This window comes from Pseudomonas sp. Ant30-3 (genome assembly GCF_000690905.1).
In the GTDB taxonomy this organism is placed as follows: domain Bacteria; phylum Pseudomonadota; class Gammaproteobacteria; order Pseudomonadales; family Pseudomonadaceae; genus Aquipseudomonas.
Window position 1 is genome coordinate 1 of sequence record NZ_JMCL01000077.1, and the last position, 17122, is coordinate 17122.

Annotated in this window: 12 protein-coding genes and 1 pseudogene; 5 read left to right on the forward strand and 8 right to left on the reverse strand. The window is 55.8% G+C overall.

The genetic code is table 11. The annotated features are described in order from the left end of the window. Window positions 1-198: pseudogene (locus DU29_RS01000000130180) on the reverse strand (HAAAP family serine/threonine permease); the annotation flags it as partial. A 366-nt stretch (window positions 199-564) separates the two neighbouring features. On the opposite strand from DU29_RS01000000130180, the gene DU29_RS0118700 reads away from it, so the two are divergent. The 4 genes from DU29_RS0118700 (at window position 565) to DU29_RS0118715 (ending at window position 4126) form a co-directional block, all read left to right on the forward strand. Further along, complete coding sequence (locus DU29_RS0118700; protein ID WP_028623047.1) at window positions 565-948, forward strand: tautomerase family protein; 384 nt, start codon at window positions 565-567, stop codon at window positions 946-948. 192 nt (window positions 949-1140) lie between these two features. After that, window positions 1141-2106 carry a 2-hydroxyacid dehydrogenase gene (locus DU29_RS0118705; protein ID WP_028623048.1) on the forward strand — a complete coding sequence of 322 codons (966 nt, stop codon included), beginning with the start codon at window positions 1141-1143 and terminating at the stop codon, window positions 2104-2106. Window positions 2107-2249: 143 nt separating this feature from the next. Continuing rightward, window positions 2250-3317 carry a phosphotransferase family protein gene (locus tag DU29_RS0118710; RefSeq protein WP_028623049.1) on the forward strand — a complete coding sequence of 356 codons (1068 nt, stop codon included), beginning with the start codon at window positions 2250-2252 and terminating at the stop codon, window positions 3315-3317. Between the two features lie 41 nt (window positions 3318-3358). After that, window positions 3359-4126 (forward strand): SDR family oxidoreductase, encoded by a 768-nt coding sequence (locus DU29_RS0118715; protein WP_028623050.1) that lies wholly within the window; start codon window positions 3359-3361, stop codon window positions 4124-4126. Window positions 4127-4201: 75 nt separating this feature from the next. Here the strand turns inward: DU29_RS0118715 and DU29_RS0118720 are convergent, their stop codons facing one another. The 7 genes from DU29_RS0118720 to DU29_RS0118750 form a co-directional block, all read right to left on the reverse strand. Next, window positions 4202-7057 (reverse strand): hypothetical protein, encoded by a 2856-nt coding sequence (locus DU29_RS0118720; RefSeq protein WP_028623051.1) that lies wholly within the window; start codon window positions 7055-7057, stop codon window positions 4202-4204. Window positions 7058-7325: 268 nt separating this feature from the next. Beyond that, window positions 7326-8312 (reverse strand): hypothetical protein, encoded by a 987-nt coding sequence (locus DU29_RS0118725; protein ID WP_028623052.1) that lies wholly within the window; start codon window positions 8310-8312, stop codon window positions 7326-7328. A gap of 92 nt (window positions 8313-8404) precedes the next feature. Next, window positions 8405-9097: a hypothetical protein gene (locus tag DU29_RS0118730; RefSeq protein WP_028623053.1), complete on the reverse strand. Its 693-nt coding sequence runs from the start codon at window positions 9095-9097 to the stop codon at window positions 8405-8407. Between the two features lie 879 nt (window positions 9098-9976). Continuing rightward, window positions 9977-10228 carry a DUF1652 domain-containing protein gene (locus DU29_RS0118735; RefSeq protein ID WP_028623054.1) on the reverse strand — a complete coding sequence of 84 codons (252 nt, stop codon included), beginning with the start codon at window positions 10226-10228 and terminating at the stop codon, window positions 9977-9979. Between the two features lie 180 nt (window positions 10229-10408). Beyond that, a complete protein-coding gene (locus tag DU29_RS0118740) occupies window positions 10409-11902 on the reverse strand; it encodes a helix-turn-helix transcriptional regulator (RefSeq protein ID WP_028623055.1) in 1494 nt (497 codons plus the stop codon). A gap of 185 nt (window positions 11903-12087) precedes the next feature. Further along, a complete protein-coding gene (locus tag DU29_RS0118745) occupies window positions 12088-13371 on the reverse strand; it encodes a Zn-dependent hydrolase (protein WP_028623056.1) in 1284 nt (427 codons plus the stop codon). A gap of 141 nt (window positions 13372-13512) precedes the next feature. Then, window positions 13513-14997, reverse strand: coding sequence for an NCS1 family nucleobase:cation symporter-1 (locus tag DU29_RS0118750; protein WP_028623057.1), 1485 nt, complete (start codon window positions 14995-14997; stop codon window positions 13513-13515). A 551-nt stretch (window positions 14998-15548) separates the two neighbouring features. Here DU29_RS0118750 and hydA point away from each other — a divergent pair. Next, window positions 15549-16988, forward strand: coding sequence for a dihydropyrimidinase (hydA, locus tag DU29_RS0118760; RefSeq protein WP_028623058.1), 1440 nt, complete (start codon window positions 15549-15551; stop codon window positions 16986-16988). Window positions 16989-17122 lie beyond the last annotated feature (134 nt).

Below are 17122 nucleotides of genomic sequence, written 5' to 3' on the forward strand. Positions count from 1 at the left end.
AAATGCCAACACGGCAAGAATCAGCAACGGCCAGAAACCGCCGAGCCCCGCATTGATCGGTAAAAACAGCGTGCCGGCACCGATTGCTGTGCCGAACAGGCCGAGCATCCAGGTGGTGTCATGGCGGTTCCAGCTTGTCAGCGTCGCTGGTGTCGCCGTTACATAGCGTTCATCGACGCTATTGGCCTGATCTTTCATCCGGTGGGATCTCCACATTCCGGTCAGTTGCTACCCGGCCAGGACGAGTCGGAAAAATCCGACAGGCAGCGCCCTGGTCGAAACAGGGGCGCGATTGTCCGGGATAAATGAACAGAAGCAAAGACTTGGCTGAAGAGCGGTGGTGTGGATCAGGCAACTGACCATCGATTTACCCTGCGGGAACGGGCTTCTGTGGCGAGGGGACTTGTCCCCGTTGGGCTGCGCAGCAGCCCCAAATACAACCCGTTAGCAATTGCCAGACGCATCCATGTCTCATAAAGCGGGAACGCCAAACAGCAGCACCCTCGATAACCGTCTACCGTCATGCATTCACAAGCAATTCTCATCCAACTGGAGGTCCCCGCCATGCCACTGGTCCGCGTCAGCATCAAACAGCAAGACGATCCCACGTACGCCAAACGCATCGGCCAACTCATCTACGCGGCCATGCACAGCGCCATCAACGTGCCGGAAAGCGATAACTTTCAGATTCTTGCCGAACACGATGAACAGCACTTCATCTATGACCCGCAGTACCTGGGCATTCAGCGCACCGACAGCCTGGTAATTATTCAAATCACCCTGAGCGAAGGCCGAACCGTCGACCAGAAGAAGTTGCTCTACAAGACCATCGCCGAAAGCCTCAATGCGCAACTGGCGATACGCCTCGAAGATGTGTTCATCAATCTGGTTGAAGTGAAAAAGGAAAACTGGTCGTTCGGTGCCGGAATCGCTCAATACGCATTGTGATGATTTCACGCCCCGTGTTGGGGCTCTGCTCTGCTCGATGAAATTTTTCATGCGGCAACAAACTTTCTCGTCCGCCAAAAATCTTCCGTCGTCGATGCGGCTATGATCATCTGGAGGCGGTGGTCTTTGCTCATTGCCAAAGCAGATTCGAGCCAGCACCCTCAAGCGATATTCGAGCCACAGGAGCCCAGCATGCCCGCAACCGTTCTGGTACTGGTTGAAACCATCAACGATTATTTGCCGATCCTCGAACATCAGGGTTTCCACCTGATTCTGGCTCCGACTCCTGCTGAACGCGCTGAGGCCATCGCGACCCACGGTGCGCGAATCGATGCCGTATTGACGCGCGGGCCTCTGGGCCTGTATGCCGAAGAGATGGCCGCCCTGCCCCTGCTCAAGATCATCTGCGTGATCGGCGCCGGTTACGAACACGTCGATCTGCAGGCTGCGTCCGACCGCGGCATCACCGTGACCAACGGCGCCGGCGTCAATGCCTCCTCGGTCGCCGACCACGCCATGGCGATGCTGCTTGCACTGGTGCGTGACATTCCCCGCTGCGACGCCGCCGTACGCCGTGGGGAATGGCCGAAAATCATGCGCCCCTCGCTGGCCGGCAAGCACCTGGGCATTCTGGGGCTCGGCGCGGTCGGGATGGCCATTGCCAAACGCGCCGCCAACGGTTTCGAGATGAAGGTCAGTTACCACAACCGCCAGCAGCGCAGCGACGTACCTTACGCATTCTGCTCAACGCCCACTGAACTGGCGCGCGCTTCAGACTTTCTGGTGATCGCCACTCCTGGCGGACTGGGCACCAGGCATCTGATCAACCGATCGGTGCTGGACGCCCTGGGACCTAACGGGTTCATCGTGAATATCGCGCGCGCCAGCGTCATTCAGACTGCTGATTTGATTGGTGCTCTTGAACAGCGACGCATTGCCGGCGCAGCACTCGATGTATTCGATCACGAGCCCCTGGTGCCAGACGCGGTCAAGGCCCTGAGCAACGTGATCCTGACGCCGCACGTTGCAGGGCTGTCGCCGGAAGCTACCAAGGGCACCGTCGAACTGGTCGGCCGCAACCTGGCGGCATTCTTTTCCGGGCAACCGGTTTTGACACCCATTGACTTGCCGGCAGCGGAGAGTCAGGCGGTCCTGTAGGACAATTCAAACGGGCGTATCAAGAGCAATGATTGCCCGGCAACACGCTCACCTATAAGGGGTGATCCTAGTTGTGGCTGCCCAGTGCGCGCATTAGATTAGCCAATAGTTTCAGGCCTCCAGAATAAGCAGAAGGGATAAGCATGGCGCTTACTGACCAATCCACCCAAATCCGCACCGGCGAAGAACTCGATGCCAGCCTGATCGATCCGTACCTCAAAGCGCACATTCCAGCCCTGAGCGGTTTGCCACGCATCAGCCAGTTTCCTGGTGGCGCGTCCAACCTGACTTACCTGCTCGAATACCCGCAACAGGAATTCGTCCTGCGACGCCCGCCGTTCGGCCACAAAGCCAAGTCCGCCCACGACATGGGCCGCGAGTTCCGCATCCTCAATCAATTGCGCGACGGTTTCCCGTATTGCCCGAAAGCCTATGTGCACTGCACTGACGAGTCAGTGATCGGCGCCGAGTTCTACGTGATGGAGCGGGTCAAGGGGATCATCCTGCGCTCCGATCTGCCGCCGGAACTGGGCCTGGACTCGACGAAAACCGAAGCATTGTGCAAGAGCTTCATCGACAAATTCGTCGAACTGCACCAAGTCGATTACAACGCCTGCGGACTGGGCGACCTGGGTAAACCGGAAGGTTACGTTGCGCGGCAAATCAAGGGCTGGAGCGAGCGCTATGAAAAGGCGCTGACCCCGGACGCGCCGCAGTGGGAGGCGGTGAAGGCCTGGCTTAACGACAAGATGCCCGCCGATCACCCGACTTCAAGCATCGTGCACAACGACTATCGCTTCGACAACGTGATCCTCGACCCGACCAACCCGATGCAGATTATCGGCGTGCTCGACTGGGAACTCACTACCTTGGGCGATCCGCTGATGGATCTGGGCAACACCCTCGCCTACTGGATCGAAGCCGGCGACCCGGCGCCGGTGCAGTTGCTGCGCCGTCAGCCGAGCCATGCGCCGGGCATGCTCACCCGCCGCGAATTCGTAGATTATTACGCGCAGCGCTCGGGGATCCAGATCGACAATTTTGACTTCTATTACACCTACGGACTCTTTCGCCTGGCCGGTATCGTGCAGCAGATCTATTACCGTTTCTTCCATGGTCAGACCCAGGACAAACGCTTCGCGCCGTTTATTCACATGAACAAACTGCTCGAGCAGATGAGCCTGCAGGTCATCCAGAAATCCAGCCTTTGATGGCCCTTGACCAATAACAAGACCTTTCATAAGGGAATCCCATGTCCAAAACTCAGTTGTTCGACCTCGATGGCAAGATCGCTTTTGTGTCCGGTGCCAGCCGCGGCATCGGTGAAGCCATCGCCAAATTGCTGGCCCAGCAAGGTGCCCACGTGATCGTCTCGAGTCGCAAGCTCGAAGGCTGCCAGCACGTCGCCGACGCCATTATCGCCGCTGGCGGCAAAGCCACCGCGGTCGCTTGCCACATCGGTGAAATGGAACAGATCAGCCAGGTCTTTGCCGGCATCCGCGAACAGTTCGGCCGCCTCGACATTCTGGTCAACAACGCAGCGACCAACCCGCAATTCTGCAACGTACTGGACACCGACCTCGGGGCTTTCCAGAAGACGGTCGACGTGAACATTCGCGGCTACTTCTTCATGTCGGTCGAAGCCGGCAAACTGATGCGCGACAACGGCGGCGGCAGCATCATCAACGTGGCCTCGATCAACGGTATTTCCCCGGGGATTTTCCAGGGCATCTATTCAGTGACCAAGGCTGCGGTAATCAACATGACCAAGGTATTCGCCAAGGAATGTGCGCAGTTCAACATTCGTTGCAATGCCTTGCTACCGGGTCTGACTGATACCAAGTTTGCTTCGGCGCTCGTGAAGAACGATGCGATCCTGAAAACGGCGCTGGCGCAGATTCCGCTGAAACGTGTGGCGGACCCGAGCGAGATGGCGGGTGCTGTGTTGTTTCTGGCGAGTGATGCGTCGAGTTATACGACGGGGGTTTCGCTGAATGTGGATGGTGGGTTTTTGTCGTGAGCTGATTCATGGCACAACAAAAAGCAGCCTGAGGCTGCTTTTTTTATTACAGTTGCTTAAAAAACAATGAGCGAGTCAGATCCGCTTGATCAGCCATCGCATCATCGAAGCCTGACCTGTCATTGCCGTTGTTTTCACAATCGCTTCATAAGTCCCCAGCGCTTCGTACTGAATATGTTGCGAACTTTTAGCTATTCCCGAATTGTCAGTGGTGCCGTATCCGTCGGCAAAATGCGGGCAAATAAAGACCACCTCGACTCCGGGAACAGGTAGGTTTTCATGCGTAACAACTTTGACGTATGGATATACACTTGACCCATAAGGTGCGTCGCTCACTGTTGGTGGATAGGGCATAGGTATGCCCAATATGTGAAAAGTCAGTTGATATAAACCGGCCGCCACTGAGGCCGGAAATTCCTCTGTAGGCGCAGGTAAATTCTCAGAGTCGGCTATCAGCGAAAAATTGCCATCGAAGGCAGTGCATCTTATCTCCCAGGAAGCTCCCTTGATGGGATCTACCGGGTGAGATACATCTGCAGCAGGAAACATTTCAACCCCCTCCGGCGGGGTTACGCCCCAGCTCAGTTTGAGACTGGCTGGCGCGCCAGCTTTCGATATGAATGTGATTTTGTGCAGTCCATACCGGGTAAACAGCATCTTCTCGCCTTCGGCCAGCTGTTTGCCGTCGAGTTGGATAGTGAAGTAATCAGACACAGAACCGAGTACCCGAAAAACAGGCGCTGTCAGCGCTGAAGTCATGCCAGCACCTTCGAAGCTCAATTCAAAAGTGCCATTGCTTGCTAACCCGGTAACGTCCCAACGATGAGCACTTTGCTCCAAGTCAAAATTCGGTGCACTGACCAGATCCCCAGGCTCAAGCCCCTCAATCAAACGACGTTTGAGTTTTATCGGATAACCACTCAACGGACTCGAAGGTTTAGGCCTGAGTGTCACTAACCGACTTATATTTTTTCTGAACGCTGTACCTTCGGCAGGCACTGGTTCTCCATCTATCAGCACTTCGGCTTCATCCGCCAGATTGCGCGACAAAACCTTACTGGTGGCCAGTTTTATGCCGCTCCTCATCTCGTGTCCGTTCAGTTCAAGCCAGAACGTACCGCTGCGGGTTGATGCCGTCAGCGTCCAGGTATGACCGCCAGGAGTAGTCACTTTCACATCAGAGGGTTGCAGACCTGCAGCGACTGTCGGTGTCAGCGTCAGTGGATGGCCTGCGAGTGGGCTATTGTCCTTATAGATTACGGTCACCGTCTGAGGCACGTCGCGCAACAGGACAATACCGGCGGGAGGGTAATCGATGCCCTCCACTTGTACTTTGTCCACTTCTGCCGACAAATCCCGAGAGATCACTTTACAGCCCGGAGTCTTCACCCTAACGGTCATGTCGGTACCTTTCAATTCAAGTTTGAAAGTGCCGCTGTTCGTGTGGGCGTTTACCCCCCACGTGTGCGCTCCTGTGCTGGTTACATCCACATTTCCCGACATTCCGTCGCTGAGTTCAACTCCCGCCAGTTCTAACGGGTGGCCTTGCAGGGGACTGTGCTGTTTATAGGTAATAGTGACGGTTTTGGACTCATTCCTGAAGAACGTAACTCCCGTTGCCGGAATGTCAACACCATCCACCTTGATCTTATCCACTTCCTCGGTTAACCAGCGCGACATCACTTTGCAAACCGGCGAGTTAATACCGGTGGGCACGTCGGTCGCTACCAGCTCAAACCTGAAGGTGCCACTCAACGTGTGGGCGTTCACTGACCAAGTGAGATCGTCTCTGCGGGTCACAGTCAGATTGGCATCGGAGACCCCGGTCAACGGAATAGCTTTTAACTCCAAACTACCGCCGGCCAGCGGGCTGCCATCCATTGGCACCGCAGTGACTGTCATGGGTTCGTTGCGGAAAAACAGGACACCTTCAAGTGGAATATCATTACCATTCACCTGAATTTTCGCCACTTCATCAGCCAGATCGGAAGACAGTACCCGGCATGAAAGTTCCCAAGGCGCGTCCACATCGCGGCTGAGTAGAAGCAGCTTGATATGGCCGCTTTTGGAGGATTCAGGAGTAATAGTCCAGTTGAATTTCTCTCCAACCGGATCCGTCCACGTCTCAAACGCTGGCAAGGCTGCGACACTCAAGCCGCCGTCTTCCACCAATTCCAATCTAAGACTTTTTGCGATCGCTGGTTCCACCTCTACGCTGAGCTCGTTGTCCTTTCCACGGAGCAGCACAATTGGGTCATTCCATTTCACCTGCTTACCGTTGACCGTGAGGATTGCTTCCGTCCAGGGGCTTTGTTCATAAACAGTCATTTCGAACTCCTTTTCCTGTGGGGGGCCGTCATAGGGACTCTGAATGGTCGCCTTGATAGTGCTGTCCTGGAGCCTGACAGTGTGGCTGAACGCACTTTCGCCGCTGACATCGGTGGGAATGGTCGCGATGTAATCTCCATTGACGGACCACTCCACATCAATACCGTCCAGGCGCTCGTTGGTGTAATAGGATCCGACAGTCACCGCAGCCGTGACGTTGTCACCTGCCACTGGCGCCTTGATGGGGGCTCGGGCATCAAGAACAATCCGGCGGTAATGTCCTAAATGCATGTGGACTCTGGGAGGCGTCGCCGTGTATTCGCTTTGCACCCAGCATTCAAATGACCGGTCGACTCCTCCTGCCGGACAATGGAGCTTCCACTCAACGCCCTTCAGATCGAATGTCTGAAGCTCGCCGATTGGGGGATCGGTAATGATTCCAGGTGTCTCGCCGGTAGCGAAATTGAGACTGATTTTTCCAGCGAACCAGATGCTGTCCGCCATTCCCGCTATTTTGAGCGTGTGGTGAAAATCGCCTTCAGCGCCGTGGCATATATATACAGGGCCTTGCTCAGCTGAATCGGGTTTTAACAGGACGGTCATGACGGCCTCGAGAGTCAGTGGTGGGTTTTAAAAACATTGATCCTTGGAATACCGAGCAATAGGCGAACGGAAGAACTGTTAGCACTAACAGTTTTGTTCATGTCACTCCACCAACTTTTTTATGACAGAAATAGCACCTCCATTCAAAGGGTGATTACATAAATAAGGATTTTCACGTTACATCCCTTCAACTTGTCTTCCAGCGAATGAAAAGTTGTCGCGATTACTGCTTAGTCGATATGTAATTGCCGGCTACTGGCAGTTCTGATCAAACCACGTTTATCCATGCCTCGACAGTGACGTCACCACTTGGAAGCGATGCCACCGCACTCAGCTCTCTTTTTCCTACGGTCGTGAATTTGACTAGCCCTGCAGCAGCCTTACCCGCAACCCCGGTTTTAGCGCTGAATACTTCATGTTCTGGAATACGAAAAATTATCGGTACGTCCACCATAGGTTCGTCATCTTTCGTCTTCAATACGACGCCGGCCGCGTACAAAAGATTTTTATGGACAGTTGTCAGTTCCGGTGGAAAAGGCAAAGGTCGATCTAACAGATCGATGAACCTGAAGTTAACGCTCGGCTCCAGGCGATTCAGCGACGAAACAAGACATGCCCCTTCCGCTGCAGTGGCCAATTTGAACTTGAAACTTCCATATTTCTCGGACGGCGTAATTTCCCACTGATGCGCGACCGACGGATCACCCAGCGACGGATTACTCTGAAAGTCACTTGTTTCAACTCCGGCTACAGGTATCACGTCCAGAGTCAGCGGGATATCTTTTAGTACATATCCATTCTTGTAATACATTGTGATCTTACGGGTCGCGCCGCCGATAAAGTTCTCACCGTCTGGCGATATCGCGGTGCCGTCCAGCATTACATCCGCTTCGTCGCTGAGATTAGATGAAAGCACCCGGCAAGAGATCTCCCAGGATATTGGCTCCCCCTCGCGACTGATCAGAAGCAGCTTGATATGGCCGCTCTTGCCGGCACCTGGGGTGACTGTCCAGACGAATTTCTTCTCCTCAGGAGGGTTCCAGGCCTCGAAGGCGGGATTGGCGTCTACGTTCAAGCCACCTCCGTCCGAGAGAAGCAGTCCGACGGTTTCTATGATGTCTGACACCCCCTCGAGACTGATCTCGTTTCCCTCGTCGCGGAGCAGCACAATGCCGGCGTCCGGGTTCACCAATTTGCCACGAACTTTCAGGACCGCGTCCGCCCAGGGATTCTTTCCATGACCCGTCATATCCACCCCCTTCTCTTCAAACGTGTAATATCAGGAAATTGTCACTACTGCCGTGTTTTGCGTAAGCACTTCAATATTCTGAGCAGTAAGGAAAGCCGCTATTGCACTTCTACAATCAGCCTTATTACCACGATCCCTTCAGGTAACTCTGCCAATGCTGCAATTGTAAAGTTAAAGCCGGTCGGATAATTATGATTTACCACTGCAAAATGTAGTCTGCCACTGGCGCTTGTCGTGAAGGTACGCGGCGTCATGTCGGGATGAAAAAACTTTCCAGTCACATTCGCCAATGGAACATCTTTTAAATCCCTAAGATACGCAACGATCCTCACCACTGGCACGCCTGCAGGCAACAGAAATTTATCGGGTGGAATAGGCAAAGGGTTTAGGGAAAGACTTTCAAAAGTGAAGAGCGCTCCAGGCACGCTCAAATCAAATTCCAATGCAGTGTCTACATCCGGGCTGTAGAACACGAAAGTTCCTTTGCCTGTTTGACCTGCTTGCGGAGTGACCGTGCATTGAAATACTCCGTTGATCAGAGGAAGGAGGCTTCCGAATTCCGGAGTGGAAGTTAACTTCAAGCTGCCTTCGTTAACCAGCACCATGGACAACTGGGTAATACCCGGAGCCTTTATGGTAATTACGCTCTCTCTTGCGGCAAGCAACCCAAAGCGAAGACCGTGAACTAATTTTTCGCCTTCCACATAAAATTCTGCACCATCCCAAGAGCCTGCTTGGCGCGCTGAATCACGGCATGGAGCAGCGGGCCCGGGTGTTATCGTGTCGGTCATAACGCAACTCCAATGACTTAAAGGATAGTCTCGAACATCGGTGATGGGCGCACATAGCAAACGGAGCGACGTTCAAATCGCTGAAAATCAAAACGATTTACGAGAAAAATGCCGACAACTTAACTCAATAAAAATGACTTACTGAAAGCCAGGAACATCTGTAACGTCGAATACACCCTCGCCCATTTTGATGCTCAACCGACTTGCCGTTAACCGTCAGGATCGCGTCCGCCCAGGGATCTCTTTCATAATCAATCATGTCGACTTCCTTTTCTTCAAAGGTGTCACCACTGGCGCAAATACGGGATCTGAAAGCATGCTCATGGCGAAGGCTCGATAATGGGTCGGTCGGTGTTTAAACACAGGCCAACCCACTATCGAGAAAATCCAAAGCAGATGGACTGTCAGAATTGACAGTCCGTATAGATTTATTCGTTATAAAGAATAAACACCGCTCGCGGCAACTACTGGGTGACGCATCGGGTAAGCGTGGTCACCCGTGTCACCTGCCCGTCCGCACGCATATCGCCCAGCACGTCAGTTTGTTCAGAGGTGTCGCAGGTGCGCTGTGGCGCGGGCGGCGCAGCAGCGGGGGCCGGCGGTGGCGGACTGGCACAGCCACCAAGGATGGCAACGCAAAAGACCAACGAAAGCGATGCGATAACGCGTTTCCCAAGACTGTTCATAGGCGGACCCGCAGTAAGGAACGAAAGATGTCTGCGATACCGCGAACGCCGATAGAACCTTGCGAGCGCATCACAGAGAAATAGCCATCGTATTTCTTATAGCTCACTCAGTCGTGAATGCCAGTTGTAGCAAACCAGCCAAGTCCGGGGAAATATCGAGTCAGGTAGCAATAATCAACGCTGGCGATGGCGACTACATGACTGGATTGGACCGCGGGAGACTGTTGCTCTGGAGTTCGTAGCGCAGCTCTTCAATTAATGCCTGCACCGACGCCGGGGTGCGCAAATTCGCTACTTTCAAGCCGCTGACAACCAGGTCCACCTGGCCAGAATCCGGGTGATAAAGCTTGACCGTCAATGAGTGATCCCCGGTCAATGTGCACTCGCAAGCCAGCGGCGAAAAGCTGTGCTCGAGCTGCGTACGCAAGTGTGTAAGGGAGATCATTTCGACTGACCTCTACCCTGCACAATCGACTGCAAGGTGGCTGCGACCATTAGGCTGTTCCTTTGCTGTTTTGAAGGGATGCACTACCGATGCAGACTTGTAGCGCACCTTCACAGACTAAGAACCACCGCTCCGCGCCACCACATCAATTTGCACTGGCGCAACTAGTGCATTTGCACCTCAGCGACCGGCCGGCCGCCGCTCGGTGGAAAACAGCCCGCGCTCGCGTGCCCAGACGATCGCCTCACTGCGACTGTGTACATCAAGTTTGGAGTAGACCGTCGCGACATGATTGCGCACGGTATTGGGTGCCAATTTAAGTCGGGCGGCGATTTCCTTGTCAGCCAGTCCTTCGCAGATCAGGCCCAGAACGTCGCGCTCTCGCGCCGTGAGATCAGTAAAGGAGACAGTTGGAAGTTTCGGCGAGTTGACGCTTTTTACGTTGGCGAGTTTTTCAATCAGCGTGCGGCTGAACCAGGACGCGTCCTTCATTACCTCCTCGATCGCCGCTACCAGTTCAAGCTCGGTTCGCTTGCGCTCGGTGATGTTCATGAGGACCAGCAGATAGCAGGGGCTGTCCTGGATGTTCACGGTGTCTGCCGAAACCGCACATTCGATCAGCTCATTGCTTTTTTTACACAAGGTTACGTCGATGCGGTCAAGACTGCCGATCTTCTCCAGTGCCGCAAACAATCGGGCACTGGCGCCCTTGTCATGAAAAAAATCGAGTTCGCTGATCGTTTTTCCGAGTATTTCTTCGCTGGGATACGCCAGGGTGTCGAGAAACGCTTCATTGACATCCATCACCACTTGATCTTGCGCGCTGCACACCACAATCGGTACCGGACTGAGGCGGAAAGCTTTCGCGAAGCGCTCTTCACTCTGTCGCAGAGCCACTTCGGCTTTGTGCCGGGGCTCAACGTCGACGAAGGAAAACAACATGCAGGCTTCGTCATTCAGTTCAAGTGGCTGGCCGGCAACGATCACCTGCTTGCTGCCGCCTTCGGGCAGGTTCAGCTCGGCCTGCATTTGCGGGATGGTCGCGCCCTCGCGCAAGCGCTGTTTGGCGAGGTCCCTGTTCTCGGCACCCTCCAGAATATCCAGCTCATAGGTAGCCGTGCCGATGACCTGATCGCGGGCATATCCGGTCATTTCCAGAAAACCGGAATTGACTTTGATGTAGCGCAAATCGCTGAGACGACAGATCACCGCCGGCGCCGGGTTGGCGTTGAAAGTCTTTTCAAAGCGCTGCTCGGCACTGGCCCATTCGGTGACATCGTCCATGATCAACACCATTGACTCCGCTTCGCCCTGGTTGTCGGTCAGCACCATGCCACGGACCTTGTGCACCCAGTTGCGCTCATCGTTATCCGCGTGAGTCACTTCGACCAGCACATCGTCGAAAACTTCGCCGCGCGACACACGCTGGATCGGGTAATTATCGACCGGAACAGTGTGATTATTGCGATAACGAAGCGCAAATCGCTTGGCGTACTCCTTCGCGTTGCGCCCTATATCACTGACTTGCGCCACCCCATGCATGGCCAGCGCAGCCTCATTCGCCCAGCGAATGGTTTGATCGGGATCCAGCACGATCACGCCGTCGGACAAGCCGGCAATGATCTGCTGCAAATGGCGACGATTGGTTTCGGTTGACAGGACGTCCTGGCTCATTGGCTCTCCACATATCTTGTCACGCCAGCGGGTGGCGCTCTGTGAAGATGTCGACCGCAGAGGGTTGAGATAGTGCGAGCAAACAATGCACATCGGTAAGCGCAGGCTTGCTCCTGCAGATTGGGCCGAGCACAGAATCTGCGGTCGGCTCGGGAGCAAGCTTTGCGTTGATAACGGTCGTCAATTCATGCAGCGAGGCCCCCCTTGGCGATTGCTGCCGACGCAGCCAACATGGCTCGTAACAGCACCGCGCAACCTGCCGCGAGATCATCCGGCGCTGCGTTTTCGATTTCGTTATGGCTGATGCCGCCTTCGCACGGCACGAAAATCATCCCGGCCGGGCCGAGCTCGGCGAGGAAAATAGCGTCGTGCCCTGCCCCGCTGACGATGTCCATGTGCGACAAGCCCAAACCGTGCGCTGCACCGCGCACGGCATCGACGCAGCCTTTGTCGAAATACAGCGGCGGGAAGTCCGCGGTCGGTGTCAGCTCAAAAGACAAGCCGTGCGCCTCGCAGGTTGATTCGATGACCTGGCGAACTTCGGCAATCATCGAATCAAGCTGCGCCGGTTCCAGATGGCGGAAATCGAGCGTCATGCGAACTTCGCCGGGAATGACGTTGCGTGAGCCCGGATAGGCTTGCAGGCAACCCACCGTGCCACAGGCGTGAGGCTGATGGCCAAGGGCGGCACGATTGACCGCGCCAACGATAATGGCCGCGCCGACAAGGGCATCCTTGCGCAGGTGCATCGGCGTCGGACCGGCGTGAGCTTCGACGCCGCGCAGTTTCAGGTCGAACCACTTCTGCCCGAGCGCGCCCATGACGACACCGATGGTTTTGCGTTCGTCCTCAAGGATCGGCCCCTGTTCGATGTGCGCTTCGAAATAGGCGCCGACCGCATGGCCGCTGACGGCACGCGTGCCGGCATAACCGATGGCGTTGAGCGCTTCGCCGACCGTGATGCCCTCGGCGTCGACCTTGGCCAGTGTTTCCTCAAGGGTGAATTTCTCCGCGAACACGCCCGAGCCCATCATGCACGGGGCGAAGCGTGAACCTTCTTCGTTGGTCCAAACCACCACTTCCAGCGGCGCTTCGGTTTCTACGCCGAGGTCGTTGAGCGTACGCAGCACTTCGACGCCGGCGAGCACGCCGAAGCAGCCGTCAAACTTGCCGCCGGTGGGTTGGGTGTCGATGTGGCTGCCGGTCATCACCGGTGGCAGATCCGGATTGCGCCCGGAGCGACGGGCGAAGATATTGCCGACGCCGTCAATGCTCACGGAGCAACCGGCGTCTTCGCACCATTTGACAAAAATGTCCCTGGCCTGACGGTCGAGATCGGTCAGGGCCAGACGACAGACACCGCCCTTGACGGTGGCGCCGAGCGTGGCCAGCTCCATGAGCGAGTGCCACAGGCGGTCGCGGTTGATGTGCTGGTGAGCGGATTGCAGAACGTCTACGGCTGCGTTCATGGGGATCTCCTCAGGCGTTTGTTATAGGTTTTTTAAGGCAGTAATCGGGGGAATCTGATTCCGTCATCGCGAGCAGGCTCGCTCCCACATGTAGATTGCATCCGCCTGTGGGAGCGGGCTTGCTCGCGAAAGCGCCATGCGCTACACCGCAGATTTCACGGTCGAAGGCTGCGGCTTCATCACGCACAAACCGTAATAAATCACCCCGCCCAACGCCGAGCCGGTGAACCAGCCATAGCTGTAAAACCAGCTGAACGCGTCACTGCCCAGCGACAGCAGCGTCAACGCCACCGGCACACCGAACGCGATGAACCCGAACCAGTTCCACGCCGGGTAAACGTCGTCGCGATACAACCCGGCGAGGTCCAGGTGCTGCTTCTTGATCAGGAAATAATCCACCACCATGATCCCGGCGATCGGCCCCAACAGACTTGAATAGCCCAGCAACCAGTTCGAATAAACGGTTTCCAGGCTCACGTCGGACACGATCAAGCCGAGCTTCTTGAACAATTCATGCGCCATCAGCACCAGGCCGACGAGCCCGGTCAGCATCACCGCTTTGGTGCGATTGATGAGCTTTGGCGCAATGTTCTGAAAGTCGTTGGTCGGTGAAACGATGTTCGCGGCCGTGTTGGTCGACAGCGTGGCGATGATGATCAGAGCCATAGCGATGGCCACCCATACCGGGCTCTGGATGTGCCCGATCAGGGACACCGGATCCGACACGGTCACGCCAACCAGCTTCACCGAGGCGGCGGTCATCACCACGCCCAGCGCGGCGAACAGGAACATGGTCAGCGGCAAGCCGATGATCTGCCCGACGATTTGATCCTTCTGGCTTTTCGCATAGCGGCTGAAGTCCGGAATATTCAACGATAACGTCGCCCAGAAACCGACCATCGCGGTCAGCCCCGCGGCGAAGTAACTGACCACGCTCGCGCCTTCCGGACGCTTGGGCGGGATTGCCATCAGCTCGGTCATCGACACATTCGGCGTTGCCCAGACCAACAGGCCCACGCCGACCAGAACCAGCAGTGGCGCCGAGAGGGTTTCCAGCCATTTGATCGACTCGGCACCGCGAATCACCACCCACAGGTTGAGCGCCCAGAACAGCATGAAGCCGATGACTTCCCCGGTACCACCGAGGGATTTCCAGCCCTCGAATACCGAGCCCATAAACAGGTGAATGGCCAGCCCGCCAAACATCGTCTGGATGCCGAACCAGCCGCACGCCACCAGCGCCCGAATCAGACACGGCACGTTGGAACCGAGAATGCCAAAGGACGAGCGCAGCAACACCGGAAACGGAATGCCGTACTTGGTGCCCGGGAAAGCGTTCAGCGTCAGCGGAATCAACACGATGATGTTGGCGAACAGAATCGCCAGCAACGCTTCGCCAACGCTCAGACCGAAATACGCGGTCAATACGCCGCCGAGGGTGTAGGTCGGCACGCAGATGGACATGCCGACCCACAGGGCCGTGATGTGCCATTTGTTCCAGGTTCGCTCGTGCACCTTGGTCGGTGCCATGTCGTGGTTGTAACGGGGACTGTCGAGGACGTCGCTGCCGGCTTCGAGCTCGAACAAGCCGTCGCGTTCGGTCACTTGCGATCTGATCTGTTGCATGGCCGCTCCACTGTTCTTTGAATTATTTTTTGCTCATCAGGGGCTGGCGGCATCAATAACCGTGCCGGGCACTCCGTTTGCGCATCGGGCAGTTCCATAACTCGTTGTAACGTATTGATGTTGTTGTTTTTATAAATGCATTTCGGAGAGCGTTGAGCAACTTGAGAGGCACTCAGGCCGAATGCCGGACAAGTTGTCGATACGGTCAAGACTCAAAGTGGTGCATCGCTCTTTTTTTCTGACACTGCGCATCAACCATAGACCATTCTCAAGCGGCTGATTTCATATACAAAATCTTGTCGATAATCGGATCCTGTCAAGTGCGTCAAAATGGTGATGAGGCTCACCATTTTGGTGATTTGCATAATTAGTTCTTATATTTCAACTATTTAAGATTGATATAAGCTTATGAAAATTATTCTTGCTGATTCGTAATTCTAAGACTAGCTTCTATTCCTGACAGCGTTGACAGGAATACCCCTTTTGACGCCGGCTCCATATAAAACACTTAGAACCGGCACAAGTCGGTCATAGCCTGCGAGGAACTCGGCATGTCTTTGTTGATCCGTGGCGCCACCGTTGTTACCCATGATGAAAGTTATCGTGCCGATGTGTATTGCGCGGACGGCGTGATCAAAGCCATCGGTGAAAACCTCGATATTCCCGCCGGCGCCGAAGTGCTCGACGGCAGCGGCCAATACCTGATGCCGGGCGGCATCGACCCGCACACGCACATGCAGTTGCCCTTCATGGGCACCGTGGCCAGTGAAGACTTTTTCAGCGGCACCGCTGCGGGTCTCGCCGGGGGCACGACTTCGATCATCGATTTCGTGATTCCCAATCCGCAGCAATCACTGATGGAAGCCTTTCACCAGTGGCGCGGCTGGGCCGAGAAGTCAGCTTCGGATTACGGCTTTCACGTCGCCATTACCTGGTGGAGCGAGCAGGTTCGCGAGGACATGGGCGAGCTGGTCAGCCACCACGGCGTTAACAGCTTCAAGCATTTCATGGCCTACAAAAACGCAATCATGGCGGCCGACGACACCTTGGTCGCAAGCTTCGAGCGTTGCCTGGAACTGGGCGCAGTGCCGACCGTGCATGCGGAAAACGGTGAACTGGTTTATCACCTGCAACGCAAGCTGATGGCGCAAGGCATGACCGGTCCGGAAGCGCACCCGCTGTCGCGCCCTTCGCAAGTGGAAGGTGAAGCCGCCAGTCGCGCGATCCGGATCGCTGAAACCCTGGGCACGCCGCTGTACCTGGTGCATGTCTCGACCAAGGAAGCCCTCGACGAAATCACCTATGCGCGCAGCAAGGGTCAACAGGTTTACGGTGAAGTTCTGGCTGGACATCTGTTGCTGGACGATAGCGTTTACCAGCACCCGGATTGGCAGACCGCCGCCGGTTACGTGATGAGCCCGCCGTTCCGCCCTCGCGGCCACCAGGAAGCGCTTTGGCACGGTTTGCAATCCGGCAGCCTGCACACCACCGCCACCGATCACTGCTGTTTCTGCGCCGAGCAAAAAGCCGCCGGCCGTGACGACTTCAGCAAAATCCCCAACGGCACGGCCGGCATTGAAGACCGCATGGCGGTGTTCTGGGATGAGGGGGTCAACACCGGGCGTTTATCGATGCAGCAATTCGTCGCGCTAACTTCAACCAACACGGCGAAGATTTTCAACCTGTACCCGCGCAAGGGGGCCATTCGTGTCGGCGCCGATGCCGACCTGGTGCTGTGGGATCCGCACGGCACGCGGACCATTTCGGCGAAGACGCACCACCAACAGGTTGATTTCAATATTTTCGAGGGCAAAACCGTGCGCGGTGTGCCGAGCCACACCATCAGCCAGGGGCGTGTGGTATGGGCCGATGGCGATCTGCGCGCCGAGCGTGGTGCCGGGCGCTACGTCGAACGGCCGGCCTATCCGGCGGTGTTTGATTTGCTGAGCAAGCGGGCAGAGTTGAACAAGCCTGCTGCTGTGAAACGCTAACCCGCTCTTGTGGCGAGGGAGCTTGCTCCCGCTGGACTGCGTAGCAGGCCTAAAACCAGGCAACTCGGTGTATCAGCACGAGCGAGTGAATAGAGTTGGGCCTGCTGCGCAGTCCAGCGGGAGCAAGCTCCCGC

Coding starts and splice junctions, on each gene's coding strand:
- DU29_RS0118700 (WP_028623047.1), top strand. CDS start 565: ATGCCACTGGTCCGCGTCAGCATCAAACAGCAAGACGATCCCACGTAC.
- DU29_RS0118705 (WP_028623048.1), top strand. CDS start 1,141: ATGCCCGCAACCGTTCTGGTACTGGTTGAAACCATCAACGATTATTTG.
- DU29_RS0118710 (WP_028623049.1), top strand. CDS start 2,250: ATGGCGCTTACTGACCAATCCACCCAAATCCGCACCGGCGAAGAACTC.
- DU29_RS0118715 (WP_028623050.1), top strand. CDS start 3,359: ATGTCCAAAACTCAGTTGTTCGACCTCGATGGCAAGATCGCTTTTGTG.
- DU29_RS0118720 (WP_028623051.1), bottom strand. CDS start 7,057: ATGACCGTCCTGTTAAAACCCGATTCAGCTGAGCAAGGCCCTGTATAT.
- DU29_RS0118730 (WP_028623053.1), bottom strand. CDS start 9,097: ATGACCGACACGATAACACCCGGGCCCGCTGCTCCATGCCGTGATTCA.
- DU29_RS0118735 (WP_028623054.1), bottom strand. CDS start 10,228: ATGATCTCCCTTACACACTTGCGTACGCAGCTCGAGCACAGCTTTTCG.
- DU29_RS0118740 (WP_028623055.1), bottom strand. CDS start 11,902: ATGAGCCAGGACGTCCTGTCAACCGAAACCAATCGTCGCCATTTGCAG.
- DU29_RS0118745 (WP_028623056.1), bottom strand. CDS start 13,371: ATGAACGCAGCCGTAGACGTTCTGCAATCCGCTCACCAGCACATCAAC.
- DU29_RS0118750 (WP_028623057.1), bottom strand. CDS start 14,997: ATGCAACAGATCAGATCGCAAGTGACCGAACGCGACGGCTTGTTCGAG.
- hydA (WP_028623058.1), top strand. CDS start 15,549: ATGTCTTTGTTGATCCGTGGCGCCACCGTTGTTACCCATGATGAAAGT.